Consider the following 14222-nt stretch of genomic DNA (forward strand, 5'->3'; position numbering starts at 1 on the left):
CTGACTGCTCTTTTTGTTTTCCTTTTTATGCTTCTTTGCCGCTGTTTACATGAGCTTTAATGGCTGCAAAGCTTTCCGCGCTTATTACATGCTCGATCCGGCAGGCGTCATCCAGTGCAGTCTTTTGGGTTACCCCCAGGTCAATCAGCCACTCCGAAAGCAGGGTGTGGCGTTCATAAATCCTTTCTGCTATTTCCAGACCTTTTTCCTGCAAAGTGATGTGGCCGTTTTCGTCTATCCCGATGTACCCGTTTTCCCGGAGATTTTTCATTGCCACGCTGACGCTTGGTTTTGAAAAATCCAGTTCTTCGGCAATGTCTATGGAGCGCACATGGCCATTGCGCTTCTTAAGCATAAGGATTGTTTCAAGATAGTTTTCGGCAGATTCCTGTATCTTCGTATCATCACCCTCTTTCATAGGATATTCTTTTATTCTAACATGAATCGGCATAGATTTTCAAGATGACTTCTCCTTATATTGTCTTGTTACTTAATTATTTTGGTTACAGAAAATTTCTGTTACCATTTTTTTGTTGAAATTTGTCGGAATTTTTATTATAATATAATATGGTTGACTTTAATCATTTGGCAGATATCCTATATTGATCAAAAGGTATCCCTCTTAATTGGGTAGTTAAATGAAAAAGCAAACAGAAAATGGTAATAATCAGGCAAGATATGCTTAAATAATGAATGTACAAGTAACTAACCCAGGGCGAAGCAATCAGGCCGTGCAAGCGAAGATACAGGAGGAGGCATATGTTCAATACGTTTCAAACAGGAGAAGAGAATAATTTTTCCTGGAACATGATAGGAAATATAGCGGAAGGGAGGAAGAATCTGGGGGAAGAGATGCCCGTCATGATGTACCGGCTGTTCCAATATTCCTTAAGAAGTGAATTGTCAAGGAAATTCAATGAAGAAATGGCAAGAGAGCTTTTCCGAAGTGCAGGAGAGATTTCCGGAAGAGAATTTGCCCTGCACATGCTTGATCTGACTCTTCCGCCAAATGACTTCCTTGCATCCCTGCAAAAAATCCTGGAGGTACATAAGATAGGTATATTAAGAATTGAAAAGTTTGATCCCCATACTGGAGATGTGGTTCTGACTGTTGGAGAAGACCTGGATTGTTCCGGCCTTTCTGTGACGGGGGATCAAATCTGTAATTATGACGAAGGGTTTCTTTCCGGTGTATTAAAGAAATACACGGGAAAGGAATATGTGGTAAAAGAAGTTGATTGCTGGGCCAGTGGTTCACGTGTATGCAGATTTGAGGCCAGTGTCGACCATCGGACGAAGGTGTAGTGGATGACAGAAAAAGATGCTTCTGTTCTTTTGGAGCAGATCCGCAATATCATTTTAAATAAGCCGGTTTCCGGGGAGCTGGAGGAGAAAACACAGGTGTTTTCAGACCTGGAGCAGGCAGTTTTCTATCTTTCTCACTGTCTCATGGAATCCAACGAGTTTCTTAAGAATCTGGCGGAAGGGAACTTAGACGTTCCTCTGCCTGCCCGCCATAATTTTCAGGCAGGAGAATTAAAACAGCTTTATGCCGCCTTAAAGCATTTAACGTGGCAGACCGGCCAGGTGATTAAGGGAGATTATAAGCAGCGTGTGAATTTTATGGGCGACTTTTCCCGGGCGTTTAATGAGATGGTGGTCAAGCTGGAGAAAAGGGAAAATGAGTTGAAAGAGCAGGCGGAAAAGATCAAAAGGTTTAACAGGCTGCTGATATCCATCATGGACAGCCTGAAGGAATGGGTCGTAGTTATTGATGAAGAGAATGGGGCGGTATTATATACCAATGAAGCAGCCAGAAGGCGGTTTTATGACCCTGGGACAGGTCAATATGCCTGTGGGGAAGAAAACTGTCTCTTAATGGACCGTATCAAGTCCTATGCCGGACTGGAGCAGGAGTTGCGGTATGAATTCAAATGCGCCCGCAATAAGACCTTACAGGTAAAGTCCTATTCTCTTATGTGGGAGGAGAAAAAGGCAGTGGTCCATCTTGTAACGGATATTACATATCAGAGAGAAAATGAAGCCTTCTTAGAGGTCATGGCCTATAAGGATGAACTGACAGGACTTGATAACCGGCGCAGCGGCCTGCGCACCATTGACTCTTATATCCAGAAGGGCATTCCATTTTCCCTTTGCATGATCGACATGGATGGGCTGAAAAGTATCAATGACCAGTTCGGCCATTTGCTCGGAGATGAATATATAAAGTCTGTTTCGGAAGCGCTGAAGGAATCTGCCCGGGATATTGACTTTACCTGCCGGTTCGGAGGCGATGAGTTTATCATGCTGTTCCGGGATTGTGAGAAACAGTTTGCAGAGGAGAGGATGGATCTTATCGATAAGAAACTGTCTGATGCTGAGTTAAACTATCCAATGTCCATAAGCTATGGAGTGGTTTACATTCCAAAGGGTACGGCACTGTCTCCGGAGGCTGCTTTAAACATGGCAGATGAGAGGATGTACCGCTTTAAAAGGCAGCGGAAACAGATAAATAACGGGCCAGGCGGTGAAGGAATTTAGAAACCTCAACTTTTCTTGTGTTTTTCATGATTTTACATTATAATAAAAGGCAGGTTAAAATGAAATAGGAGCAAGAAAAGAATGAGATTTATTGGAAGCAAGACATTGCTGCTGGACCAGATTAAGCATGTGATTGATGAAAAGGCGCCGGGAGCGGAGAGCTTTTGTGATATATTTTCTGGAACCGCAGCGGTTGCCAGATATTTTAAACAGTGGTACCAGGTCTGTTCCAATGACCTGCTGTACTTTTCCTATGTGCTGCAAAGGGCTACCGTTGAAAATGACAGTGTGCCAGAGTTTACCCGTTTGCAGGAAGAAACCGGGATCAAGGATCCTGTGGATTTTTTTAACGGCAGGGAAAAAAAGGATTTAGAGGAGCTTCAAAAGGAGCGCCGGTTTTTTCAGAACACCTACGCGCCTGAAGGCGGCCGCATGTATTTAAATGATGAGAACGCCCTGCGCATTGATTATGCCAGGTGTACCGTTGAGGACTGGAAGGCTGCCGGTCTTTTAAGTGAGGATGAGTATTATTATCTGGTCGCCTGCATTGTGGAGGGGATCCCTTTTGTTTCCAATACCTCAGGAACCTATGGGGCTTTCCACAAGGTCTGGGAGAGGCGGAGCTACAAACCGTATGAGTTGTACCGGCTTCCCGTGACCCAGAATGGAAAGCAGAACCGCTCCTTTAATGAGAACGGTGTGAGCCTTTTAACACGCATAGAGGGGGACATCCTCTACATTGATCCTCCCTATAATGCACGCCAGTACCTTTCCAATTACCATGTCCTTGAGACAGCCGCCAGATATGACTATCCAGTGGTGCGGGGAGTTACCGGGCAGCGGCCGGACGGAGGGCAGAAATCAGAGTTTTGCATGAAGAATAAGGTGGTTCCGGCGTTTGAGGAACTCCTTGAAAATGCACGGTTTAAGCATATCATATTAAGCTACAGCACGGACGGGCTTATGACGGTAGCTGAGATTGAAAAAGCCATGAAAAAGCATGGTAAGCCGGAAACCTTCCAGATCTATGAGATTCCTTACCGAAGATATAAAAGCCGGAAGGTGAAGGAAACAGAGCGGTTAAGAGAGCTTTTGTTTTACATAGAAAAGCAGGTGCCGCCATGTACATAAAAAGTCCCCTGAATTATACAGGGGGTAAATTTAAGATCCTGGAGCCCATCCTTCAGGTTTTTCCAAAGGATATCCGTACATTTGTGGATGTCTTTGCAGGAGGCTTTAACGTAGGGATCAATGTGAACGCTGAGCAGATCATCTGCAATGACCAGATCACGTATCTGATCGAACTGTATCAGATGTTCCGTTCCACAGATATCAAGGATATTCTGGATAGGATTCATAGCCTGATCTCAAAATATGAGCTGACCCAGCAGAACAAGGAAGGGTATTATGCCCTTCGTTCCGATTATAATAAAACAAAAGATTTAACAGAGCTGTTCGTGCTGGCCTGTTATGCGTTTAACCATCAGATCCGCTTTAATAACAGCCATGAGTTCAATTCCCCCTTTGGGAGGAACCGAAGCTCCTTTAACGGAAACATTGAAAAGAATCTGACGGAGTTCTGTAAGGCTCTCCATGAGAAAAACATTGCGTTTTCAAACCTGGACTTTACGGAGCTGGATTTTTCCGGCCTGGGAGGGGAAGACCTGGTTTACTGCGACCCGCCTTATCTGATCTCAACGGGGAATTACAACGATGGGAACCGGGGATTCAAGGACTGGAGGGAAAAAGAGGAGCGGGCACTTTTGGAGCTTTTGGACCGGCTTCATGAAAAGGGCATCCGTTTCGCCCTGTCCAATGTTCTGTATCATAAAGGATTGTCCAATGACCTTTTAATTGAGTGGAGCAAGGGGTATCAGGTCCATTATATTGATAATACCTATTCCAACTGCAGTTATCAGTTTAAAGAACGGAATGCGGTCACGGTTGAGGTGCTGATCACCAATTATTCATGAAGGCTGTGCTTTAGAACAAGGTTCATAATGGATTATAAAAGGGGAAGCCGCTCAAGGACTTCCCTTAATTTATGTTTTAAATAATTCCTTTATCTTAGAATAAAAGCCATATATTCTTCTTTTCCTGCTTCTGTCTCTGCGTACATGCATGGCTGCTGCTTTTATCAACAGTTCTTATTCACGGACACTCCGCTTTGGCCAGCCGGCAGTTTTTAATATATGATATGCCTCAACCGCCTTACGGCAGACATTACCCAGAAAGCTATGAACATGATAGCTGAAATACACAAGCGGCATATAAAAAAATACGTTCCGGCTGAATAGACTGGATAACATAAACAAATTGCCCAAAAGTGTGAAACATAGGATAAAGCTGCAGATCAGACCAATCAACAGCCATTGAATGCGCTGTGTATACGGTTTTGCCAGCTGTGCCAGCTGGTAAAAGCCCATTACCCCTATCAGGAAGACGACCATGGTTGAAGATTCCGTTGTGGGGATATGGAAGAGAATGCTGGCTGACTGTATATAAAGTGTATTAAAAACAACTGTTATTGCGGCAGGAATTGTATGTTCTAAAATATTAGTAAGCAGCTTTCCCTGTGGCCGTGAGTAATTTGCCTGCAGCGCCAAAAAGAATGACGGTATGCCAATCGTAAGTTCATTAATCGGCATCATTTGCAGCGGCGCAATGGGATAGGGATATGGAATAAAAATATAAATCAGGGTAAGCAAAACAGAGTAGACTGTCTTTAAAAGAAAAATTGCTGCAACTTTTTCAATGTTATTGATAACCCTCCGCCCTTCCTTTAAAACGTCAATCATGACACTGAAATCATCAGTTATTAACACGAAATCAGAAGCGGAGCGGGCAGCATCACTTCCGCCAACCATTGCAACGCTGCAATCGGCTTCGCGCATTGCAAGAATATCGTTTACACCATCTCCGGTCATACATGCTGTATGGCCGTTTTTCTTAAGGCCACGGATCAGCTCCCGCTTTTGCTGCGGTGTCACATGGCCGAATATGGTATATTCTTTGGCGATAGCTGCGTAGTCAGCTTCATTTTCCACCAGGCTCATATCAATGCTTTTTTCTGATCCTGAGATTCCAGCCTTTTCTGCAACCGCTCGGACGGTACGGGGATTATCTCCGGAAATCACTTTTAGAACCACACCTTCCTGTGAGAAATACCGGAAGGTCTCATTTGCATTCTCCCGCAGATGGTCAGATAGAATCAAAAGAGCAAAGCAGCTTAGTTCCTCTGGAAGCTTCTCTTCCGAAATAGATAGAGGAGAATGTGCAAGGCACAGTACTCTGAACCCTAAGGCGGCCTCTGCATTGGCTTGTTCTAAAAAATCTTTATTACTGCCCCTGAATACCATATTTGGTGCACCAAGGATATAGCTGCCCTTTTCTTTAAAAGCAGCACCGCTCCACTTGCGCTCCGAGGAGAAAGGTAAAATTATGTCAGCAGTCCAATTTTCAGTTTTCCCAAATGCTTTGGTCAATGCTGCGGCTGTTGCATTTTTATCTTCCAAAGTCCCCATTAGCTCAGATACGGCTGATGCCACCTCTTTTTCAGAAACCTGGGAATATAATTCCAGCCTTTCAAACTGCAGTGATCCGTCTGTTATGGTTCCTGTTTTATCCAAACACAGCACATCTGTCCGGGCTAAAGTTTCTATACTGTGTAATTCCTGGACCAGTGCCTTTCTTTTGGCCAGTTTAAGCGCTCCAACAGTCATAGTGACACCAGTTAATAAGATCAGCCCTGCCGGTATCATGCCCAACACAGATGCCGACGAGCCCAGCACGGCAGTCTCCAGCGTATCTCCAAGCAAAAAATATTTCATATAGAATAAGGTGGTGCCCAGCGGCAGTATCACAATGGTCAAAATCATGATAATGCGGTTTAATGTACGCAGAAGTGGAGGGACCTGTTTTTTGCTTTTTTTAGCCTCTGCGGTCAGAGAGTGAGCATAACTGTTTTCCCCTATGGCGATTATTTGAGCATAGCCATGTCCACTTGTCACATAACTGCCTGATAGAAGCGTATCGCCCTTTGATTTTTGAATTCTGTCCGCCTCTCCGGTCAAAAGGGATTCATCTACTTCAAGCCGCTCCGAAGAGACAACCATGGCATCTGCACATACCTGGTTACCGATAGCCAGTATCACAATATCGTCGAGTACAATCTCATCCTGAGCCACAGTATATTCAGCTCCATCCCGGATTACGGTTATATGTGCTTTTGCTAATACAGATAGTTTATCTAATCCGCGTTTTGCCCTTAATTCCTGAAAAATACCCATACACGTATTGCTTACGGCGATTCCAAGAAAAAGTATATTTTCCGGATGTCCGACAATTACCAGAATTACCGCCAGGAAAACATTGATGAAGTTGAATAGTGTAAAAATATTTTTTGAAATAATACTGGGGATTGTTGGGGTCAGACCTGTTCTCTGTACATTTACTGCCCCTGCATCGATACGGTTACGGACTTGTTCTGCAGTTAGTCCTATACTGATATCAGGGCTGCAGCGCTTTAAAGATTTGTAAGTTTTATTTATTAATAACCCTTTGTCTTTTCTATCTTTCATAAGATGATCACCATTACAATTAATATATAACTCCGTCGTTAACTGGTCCATAAGTATTCCAATTAGGTTTCCCGTTTTTTGGGCGAGTTAAACAAATCTTCCCTTACTTACAGAGGAAGGCACAGCCTTAATAAAAAAAGAGCGAAAATTTTTCGCTCTTTTTACTGTATTCCCATCTCCTGATGGTTAATTGGATTTTACTTCTTTCCAGGCCTCATTGTAAATGGAATCCACCTGATCCCCAAAATACTTATACACTTCGCTGTTCTTTAAAGTATCCATGTCCGGGAAAACAGCTTTGTTGTTCTGCAGTTCCGGGTCAAGCAAATCAAAGGCTCCTTTGTTTGGAGTAGGATAGGTGATGTATTCAAAGTTCTTTTTTGCAATATCAGGACGGCAGAGGAAGTTGATCCATTTCTCTGCATTCTCCTTATTAGGAGCATTGGTGGGAATGACCCAGGAATCCAGCCAAAGGTTGGTTCCATCCTCAGGAATCACGTATTCCAGGGAGTAGTCAAGGCCAAGATCCTTTACTTCATTCTGGATATAGAGCATTTCTCCGGAATAGATGACGCCTACGGCAGCCTCGCCGCCGATCATTTTATCCCTGACCTGGTCGATGACATAGGCCTGGACCAGGGGCTTTTGCTTGATCAGCAGTTCCTTTGCTTCCCTGATCTCTTCCTCATTGGTGGTGTTGGCGGAATAGCCAAGGGATTTTAATGCCACCATAAAGGCATCCCGGACGCTGTCCTGCATGAGGATATTGTTCTTAAACTTTTCATCCCAAAGGTCGGACCATTTGGTCGGAACGTCTTTCGGGTCTACCATGCTGGTGTTATAAAGGATTCCTACGGTTCCCCAGCAGTATGGAACGGAATATTTGTTTTCCGGGTCAAAGCTCTTTGACATCTCCTGGTATCTGGGATCAATCTCCTTTATATTAGGAACATTATCAGAATTGATTTCTGCCAATAGATTATTTTCAATCATTTTCTGGATCATATAATCGGAAGGGCACACCGCGTCATATTTTACGCCTCCTGCCTCAATGACAGGATACATCTCTTCGTTGGTTTCAAACATATCATAGATGACCTTGATCCCGGTCTCTTTTTCAAATTCCTGGATAACAGATTCATCAATGTATTCTCCCCAGTTGTATACGTAAACCTCTCCGGCACTTCCTGATTTGGGGGCGGATTTTCCGCAGCCGCTTAAAAGGGAGAGGGTAAGAGCACACAGGCAGCCGACTGCCATGACCTTAGATAAAGTTTTTTTCATGTATTTGTTCTCCTATTGTTTTTTACGCTTTGGTGCAAAGTTGGTGATGAGCAGCAGCACCAGCACCGTGATAAAGATGATGGTTGACAGCGCGTACATGGAGGGCTTGATCCCCCGGCGCACTTCGCTGTAAATTAAGGTAGAAAGAGTATTGATACCAGCTCCCCTGGTAAAGTGTGTGATGATAAAATCATCCAGTGACATTGTAAATGCAAGGAGAAAACCGGAAAGCACGCCCGGAAGGATATCCGGGAACACCACCTTGAAAAATGCGGAGACCGATGTGGCTCCTAAGTCCATGGCGGCTTCATAGGTGCTTTTATCTGTTTGCTTTAACTTGGGGCTGACGCTTAAAATGACATACGGTATGTTAAAGGTAATATGTGAAATCAATATGGTCTGAAAGCCCAGGGAAATTCCAAAGGCAATAAATGCCAGCATAAGAGAGATTCCTGTAACAATATCCGCGTTCAGCATGGGGATGTTGGTAATGCCCATGAGAAGGGATCTGGGGACCCGTTTCATGCTGTTAATGGCAATCGCTGCCGCAGTGCCTATAATGACCGCAATCAGGGAAGACAGAAATGCGATCAGCAGCGTATTGTAAAGGGCTGTCATAATGGTGCTGCTTGAGAACAGCTGTGTATACCATCTTGTGGTAAAGCCGCCCCACTGGGTACGGGATTTGGAGCTGTTAAAGGACAGCACAGCCATGGTGGCAATGGGGGCATATAAAAATACCATAATAATCACCAGGTAAAAATCCTGAATAAAACGTTTAATAAATCCAGTCTTGCTGTTCATCAGAATGCCGTTCCCTCCCCGTTCTTATCATATTTGGCAATAAGTGCCATGCTGATCAGAATGAAAATCATCAGAACCAGGGAAAGGCCGGAGCCTAAATTCCAGTTGCTTCCCTTGGTAAACTCCTGCTCGATCACATTGCCGATCAGAAGGATCTTGCTTCCTCCCAAAAGGTTTGAGATAACGAATGTGGTAAGAGCCGGCACAAACACCATGGTGATCCCGCTGACAATGCCGGGGACGCTTAAGGGAAACAGGATTCGGAATAAAACCTGGACCGTATTGGCCCCTAAATCCCTGGCAGCGTTTATCACGTTGTCATCAATTTTCATCAGGACATTATATATGGGGAGAACCATAAACGGCAGAAAATTGTAAACCATGCCGAGGATAATGGCTCCCGGTGTATTGATCAGATTCTGGTTAGGCAGATGGAGTGCGTTCAGCACGCCGTTTATGACGCCGTTCTTTTCCAGTAAAGTCTGCCATGCCAGGGTCCGAAGCAGGAAATTCATCCACATGGGAAGGATGAAGATAAAAACGATAAAGCTTCCCTGACCCATTCCCCTGGAACGCAGAACCATGGCCAGCGGATAAGCAAGGATCAGGCATAAGGCTGTGCTGATAAAGGAAAGCCCCAGGGAAAGCCAAAGGGCTTTTGAGTGCTCCGCCGTTGTTACGGAGAGGACATTTGCCAGGGTAAAGGCCCCGGACCGGTCCGTCAGCCCGTAAAACACAATCAGCGCCAGCGGGATCAGGATGAAGCCGATCATCCACATAATATATGGGCCGGATAATAATTTTTTATTCATTGATTCCCACAGCCTCCTCATCCTCAGATGTCGGCTTGTTCATGATCTGAATGTCGAAGGGATTTACGTGGATGCCCACCTTCTGTCCCACCGGGAACATATCCGTGCTGTGTACCAGCCATTCAAAGCCGTCAGGCGAGGTCACTTCCATTTCATAGTGAACACCCTTGAAAATCAAATGGGTCACAGTTCCTGTCAGTGTACCTTCCTCCGGAGCTACCAAATCAATATCCTCCGGGCGTATGACCACGTCAACCGGGGTATTGGTTCCAAAGCCCTTATCAACGCAGACAAATTTAGCATGAAAGATCTCCACCAGCTCATCCCGGACCATAATTCCGGGCACAATGTTGCTTTCACCGATGAAGTCCGCCACAAAGGCGTTTTCCGGTTCATTGTAGATGTTTTCCGGGGAGCCCATCTGCTGGATATAACCTTGGTTCATGACCACGATGGTGTCGGACATGGTCAGGGCTTCTTCCTGGTCATGTGTAACGTAAATAAAAGTGATGCCCAGCTCGTTTTTCAGTCGGATCAGCTCATACTGCATATCCTGGCGGAGCTTTAAGTCCAGGGCTCCCAAAGGCTCATCAAGGAGAAGGACCCTTGGTTCGTTTACGATTGCCCTGGCAATGGCGATCCGCTGCTGCTGGCCGCCGCTTAAGGAGCTTACGGAGCGGTTCTCATAGCCGTCTAAGTTCACCAGCTTTAAAGCATATTTGATCTTATCCTGTATATAAGTCTTTGGCTTATTTTTTATTTTTAATCCAAAAGCGATGTTTTCTGCAATGGACATGTGGTTAAACAAAGCATATTTCTGGAAAACCGTGTTAAGCTGCCGCTTGTTGGGAGGCAGATTGGTAATATCCTGCCCGTCAAAAATCACCTTTCCCTGGTCAGGGCTTTCAAAACCGCCGATAATCCGAAGAGTTGTGGTTTTGCCGCATCCGCTGGGTCCTAACAGGGTAACAAATGCGTTCTCCTTTACGGAGAGGTTTAAATCATCCAGTACCATAGTACCGTCAAAACTTTTTGTGATATTCCGTAAATCAATTAATGGCTGACCCATAACCCTTTATCCTCCTGTCAAAAGCTCGGCGGGGAACTGACCCAGATAAGGGTAGCGCCGGCCTTGCTGCTTAAGTAATGTTTTTTGTCTGATACAAAGTAAAAGGATTCCCCTTTTTTAACTTTGTATGTTTTATTTCCTATATGAATGGAGATATTACCCTGTAGCACATAGCCGAATTCCTCGCCCTCGTGGGGATTATCCGGATAGGTCTCCCCGCCGGCCTCCAGGGTGAGAAGGATCGGCTCCATCATGTTTTTCTGCGCATTGGGAATAATCCATTTGATTATATTCTTAAGTTCCGCATCGTGCTTTTCAAAGTAATCGGTTTTTCCGAATACAATCTGTTCCTCAGGGCTTTCATTGAAGAACTCGCCCACAGAGGTTCCAAGGCATTGCAAAATATCCAAAAGGGTAGCAATGGATGGGGAGGTCAAGTCCCTTTCCAGCTGGGAGATGAACCCCTTTGACAGCTCTGCGCGGTCAGCCAGCTCTTCCTGGGTAAGTCCCTTTAAGACCCGAAGCTCTTTTAGTTTTGTACCGATATCCATATGCTCCTCCTTTTTGTTAATAATAAGCTGAAAGTTTACCTATACTAACTGACGATGAAATTAATTAAAAAGTTTAGTAATGATAAACAAGCAGCAAGATACATTATACTGTTTTTTCTTTGTATGTCAATAGTTTTTAAGGAAGTTTTTCCTTAACAAACAAGGAAATTTATGATATGATAGTTTCAGGTTATACAAGGAAGTTCGATTCGCCTAAAAGCTTGTCGAACAGCTGATTTTCTGAGTTAAGGCTTCATCTGGAATTGTCTTTATTCAGAGAGTTATGCTAAGGAAGAAATCAGGAGGAAATGTATAATGAAAGGCAAGTATATGGCTTATGTAGGTTCTTACTCCTACAACGGACAGGCAAAGGGAATTACCGTATACGATGTTGATGTGAAAGAGGGCCGTTTTATTCCGAGATGCGAGGTTGAAGTTGATAATTCTTCTTATGTGATCGCTTCTAATGATGGAAAGACCCTGTACTCCATCGCAGACGAAGGAATCGTATCCTTCCGCATTCATGAGAATGGGGCGATTACAAGACTTAATTCAGCAAATATAAAAGGAATGAGGGGCTGCCATTTGTCTACCGATGCAGAGGACAAGTATATCTTTGTATCAGGATATCATGATGGAAAGTCCACCGTGCTGCGGCTGAATAAGGATGGCTCTGTAGGAGAGATCGTAACCGGAGTGTTCCATAAGGGCCTTGGCAGCGTGGCGGAGAGAAATTTCCGTCCCCATGTAAGCTGTACCAGGAGAACTCCTGATGGGAAATTTATCATGGTGGCTGATTTGGGGATTGATCAGGTCAAAATTTACCGTTTTAATGAGAAGGATGAGGAAATGATCCTTGTGGATGCCCTGCACTGTGAGCTGGAATCCGCTCCCAAATGCTTCCGCTTCAGTTCTGACGGAAGGTTTTTCTATCTTATTTCCGAGTTAAAGAATGTGATCGACGTGTTCACCTATGAGACAGGGGAGCGCCAGCCAAAGATTGAGAAGATACAGACAGTTTCCACTACCGGACTCAAGCACAGCCAGCTTACTGCGGCTTGTTCCATGCGCATGTCCAATGATGAAAAGTATTTATTCTGCGGCAATGCCGGGGACAATTCCGTTTCTGTTTACAAGCGGGACAAGGGCACAGGGCTTTTAGAAGCCTTATGCTGTCTTCCCATAAGCGGCAGTTATCCCAAGGATATCTGCGTTTTACCGGATGATAAGCATATTGCTTGCATCAACCATGAGACAGGCAGTATCACCTTCTTTACGGTTGATTATGGGAAAGGGCTTCTGGTCATGAACGGCAAGGAAATCAAGGTCAATGAGCCCAATAGCTGCGTGATCGTAAAAGTAAGCAATTAAATACCTTACAGGCATACCTCTATGCCCAAAAAGCATGGGCAATTGAGAGGAAAGGAGAGACATAATACATGGCAGGATCAACACTGGGGACAATATGGAAGGTGACAACCTGGGGGGAATCTCACGGAAAGGCAATCGGCGTTGTGTTAGATGGATGTCCGGCAGGACTTAACCTGGAAGAGGCAGATATCCAGGAATACTTAGACCGGAGAAAGCCGGGGCAGAGCAAATTTACCACAAAGCGCCAGGAGGCCGATCAGGTGGAGATCCTGTCCGGAGTTTTTGAGGGAAAGACAACGGGAACTCCCATTTCCATGGTGATATGGAATACAGACCAGCGCTCCAGGGATTACGGAAACATCATGGAGGTCTACCGTCCTGGCCATGCGGATTTTACCTTTGATGAAAAATACGGAATCAGGGATTACCGGGGCGGCGGCCGTTCCTCCGGAAGGGAGACCATAGGAAGGGTGGCAGCCGGTGCTGTTGCCGCCTGTTTTTTAAAGAGCCTGGGAATTACCGTGACCGCTTATACCAGATCCGTTGGGCCTTATGAGGTAAAGGCAGGCCATTTCAACATAAAAGAGAGGGATAATAACCATCTTTTCATGCCTGATAAGGAAACAGCGGCCCTTGCCTGCGAATACTTAGAAGAGATGATGGGAAAACTGGATTCTGCAGGAGGCGTGGTGGAATGCGTCATTGACGGTGTCCCAGCCGGAATCGGCGATCCGGTATTTGAAAAATATGATGCAGCTCTTGCAAAGGCTGTCATGTCCATTGGAGCGGTCAAGGGCTTTGAGATCGGAGATGGCTTTGGAGCAGCCAGAGCCCTGGGATCCCAGAACAATGATGGATTTTGTGCGAATCCGGGAAAGGGTGTTGAAAAGACCTCTAACCATGCAGGAGGAATCCTGGGAGGGATCAGCGATGGTTCCCAGGTGGTTCTGCGCGCGGCATTTAAGCCTACCCCGTCTGTGGCGCAGCCCCAGAAGACAGTGACGCGCCAGGGCGCGGAAACAGAGATTCAAATTAAGGGGCGTCATGACCCTATTGTTGTTCCCCGGGCAGTGGTGGTAGTGGAAGCCATGGCAGCGCTTACCACTGCAGATTTACTGCTTGCCAACATGGCCTCCAGAATGGACAGGATCCATGCCTTTTACGGCCGGTCATCGGCTTTGGAAGGTGACTTGGAAACTTGATAAAATCC

The 14222-nt window shown here is 45.2% G+C and carries 13 protein-coding genes; 6 read left to right on the forward strand and 7 right to left on the reverse strand.

Annotation, left to right across the window (positions count from 1 at the left end):
* Positions 1–25 precede the first annotated feature (25 nt).
* The gene (locus tag ABFV83_RS18925) at positions 26–418 is read right to left on the reverse strand and encodes a metal-dependent transcriptional regulator (RefSeq protein ID WP_349946067.1); all 393 of its coding nucleotides are present in this window, start codon (positions 416–418) and stop codon (positions 26–28) included.
* Positions 419–759: 341 nt separating this feature from the next.
* Between ABFV83_RS18925 and ABFV83_RS18930 the strand changes: the two genes are divergently transcribed.
* From ABFV83_RS18930 to ABFV83_RS18945, 4 genes are all read left to right on the forward strand, one after another.
* Positions 760–1305: a V4R domain-containing protein gene (locus tag ABFV83_RS18930; RefSeq protein WP_349946069.1), complete on the forward strand. Its 546-nt coding sequence runs from the start codon at positions 760–762 to the stop codon at positions 1303–1305.
* A gap of 3 nt (positions 1306–1308) precedes the next feature.
* Positions 1309–2541: a GGDEF domain-containing protein gene (locus tag ABFV83_RS18935; protein WP_349946070.1), complete on the forward strand. Its 1233-nt coding sequence runs from the start codon at positions 1309–1311 to the stop codon at positions 2539–2541.
* A gap of 81 nt (positions 2542–2622) precedes the next feature.
* Positions 2623–3672 carry a DNA adenine methylase gene (locus ABFV83_RS18940; protein WP_349946072.1) on the forward strand — a complete coding sequence of 350 codons (1050 nt, stop codon included), beginning with the start codon at positions 2623–2625 and terminating at the stop codon, positions 3670–3672.
* Complete coding sequence (locus ABFV83_RS18945; RefSeq protein WP_349946074.1) at positions 3663–4514, forward strand: Dam family site-specific DNA-(adenine-N6)-methyltransferase; 852 nt, start codon at positions 3663–3665, stop codon at positions 4512–4514. The genes ABFV83_RS18940 and ABFV83_RS18945 overlap by 10 nt, the downstream gene beginning before the upstream one ends.
* A 174-nt stretch (positions 4515–4688) precedes the next feature.
* Here ABFV83_RS18945 and ABFV83_RS18950 read toward each other — a convergent pair whose 3' ends face one another.
* The 6 genes from ABFV83_RS18950 to ABFV83_RS18975 all read right to left on the reverse strand — a co-directional run bounded on the left by ABFV83_RS18950 (position 4689) and on the right by ABFV83_RS18975 (position 11641).
* Positions 4689–7121 carry an HAD-IC family P-type ATPase gene (locus tag ABFV83_RS18950; RefSeq protein ID WP_349946075.1) on the reverse strand — a complete coding sequence of 811 codons (2433 nt, stop codon included), beginning with the start codon at positions 7119–7121 and terminating at the stop codon, positions 4689–4691.
* A 186-nt stretch (positions 7122–7307) separates the two neighbouring features.
* Positions 7308–8405 carry an ABC transporter substrate-binding protein gene (locus tag ABFV83_RS18955; protein ID WP_349946077.1) on the reverse strand — a complete coding sequence of 366 codons (1098 nt, stop codon included), beginning with the start codon at positions 8403–8405 and terminating at the stop codon, positions 7308–7310.
* 12 nt (positions 8406–8417) lie between these two features.
* Entirely contained in the window at positions 8418–9209 is a 792-nt protein-coding gene (locus ABFV83_RS18960; protein WP_349946079.1) for an ABC transporter permease, read from the reverse strand.
* Complete coding sequence (locus ABFV83_RS18965; protein WP_349946081.1) at positions 9209–10021, reverse strand: ABC transporter permease; 813 nt, start codon at positions 10019–10021, stop codon at positions 9209–9211. The genes ABFV83_RS18960 and ABFV83_RS18965 overlap by 1 nt, the downstream gene beginning before the upstream one ends.
* Positions 10014–11090, reverse strand: coding sequence for a spermidine/putrescine ABC transporter ATP-binding protein (potA, locus tag ABFV83_RS18970; RefSeq protein ID WP_054738354.1), 1077 nt, complete (start codon positions 11088–11090; stop codon positions 10014–10016). Before potA ends, ABFV83_RS18965 begins: the two co-directional genes overlap by 8 nt.
* Positions 11091–11107: 17 nt before the next feature.
* On the reverse strand, positions 11108–11641 hold the full coding sequence (locus ABFV83_RS18975; protein ID WP_349946083.1) for a helix-turn-helix domain-containing protein: 534 nt from the start codon (positions 11639–11641) through the stop codon (positions 11108–11110).
* 315 nt (positions 11642–11956) lie between these two features.
* On the opposite strand from ABFV83_RS18975, the gene ABFV83_RS18980 reads away from it, so the two are divergent.
* Both ABFV83_RS18980 and aroC read left to right on the forward strand, forming a co-directional pair.
* Positions 11957–13012, forward strand: a complete 1056-nt coding sequence (locus ABFV83_RS18980; RefSeq protein ID WP_349946084.1) for a beta-propeller fold lactonase family protein — start codon at positions 11957–11959, stop codon at positions 13010–13012.
* A gap of 68 nt (positions 13013–13080) precedes the next feature.
* Positions 13081–14214, forward strand: coding sequence for a chorismate synthase (aroC, locus tag ABFV83_RS18985; RefSeq protein ID WP_349946086.1), 1134 nt, complete (start codon positions 13081–13083; stop codon positions 14212–14214).
* Positions 14215–14222 lie beyond the last annotated feature (8 nt).

The organism is Lacrimispora sp. BS-2 (assembly GCF_040207125.1).
GTDB lineage: Bacteria > Bacillota > Clostridia > Lachnospirales > Lachnospiraceae > Lacrimispora.

What these genes read in the sequence shown, in the direction of transcription:
- ABFV83_RS18930 (WP_349946069.1), top strand. Translation starts at nt 760, where the DNA reads ATGTTCAATACGTTTCAAACAGGAGAAGAGAATAATTTTTCCTGGAAC.
- ABFV83_RS18980 (WP_349946084.1), top strand. Translation starts at nt 11,957, where the DNA reads ATGAAAGGCAAGTATATGGCTTATGTAGGTTCTTACTCCTACAACGGA.
- ABFV83_RS18975 (WP_349946083.1), bottom strand. Translation starts at nt 11,641, where the DNA reads ATGGATATCGGTACAAAACTAAAAGAGCTTCGGGTCTTAAAGGGACTT.
- ABFV83_RS18940 (WP_349946072.1), top strand. Translation starts at nt 2,623, where the DNA reads ATGAGATTTATTGGAAGCAAGACATTGCTGCTGGACCAGATTAAGCAT.
- ABFV83_RS18955 (WP_349946077.1), bottom strand. Translation starts at nt 8,405, where the DNA reads ATGAAAAAAACTTTATCTAAGGTCATGGCAGTCGGCTGCCTGTGTGCT.
- ABFV83_RS18965 (WP_349946081.1), bottom strand. Translation starts at nt 10,021, where the DNA reads ATGAATAAAAAATTATTATCCGGCCCATATATTATGTGGATGATCGGC.
- ABFV83_RS18935 (WP_349946070.1), top strand. Translation starts at nt 1,309, where the DNA reads ATGACAGAAAAAGATGCTTCTGTTCTTTTGGAGCAGATCCGCAATATC.
- aroC (WP_349946086.1), top strand. Translation starts at nt 13,081, where the DNA reads ATGGCAGGATCAACACTGGGGACAATATGGAAGGTGACAACCTGGGGG.
- potA (WP_054738354.1), bottom strand. Translation starts at nt 11,090, where the DNA reads ATGGGTCAGCCATTAATTGATTTACGGAATATCACAAAAAGTTTTGAC.
- ABFV83_RS18960 (WP_349946079.1), bottom strand. Translation starts at nt 9,209, where the DNA reads ATGAACAGCAAGACTGGATTTATTAAACGTTTTATTCAGGATTTTTAC.
- ABFV83_RS18925 (WP_349946067.1), bottom strand. Translation starts at nt 418, where the DNA reads ATGAAAGAGGGTGATGATACGAAGATACAGGAATCTGCCGAAAACTAT.
- ABFV83_RS18945 (WP_349946074.1), top strand. Translation starts at nt 3,663, where the DNA reads ATGTACATAAAAAGTCCCCTGAATTATACAGGGGGTAAATTTAAGATC.
- ABFV83_RS18950 (WP_349946075.1), bottom strand. Translation starts at nt 7,121, where the DNA reads ATGAAAGATAGAAAAGACAAAGGGTTATTAATAAATAAAACTTACAAA.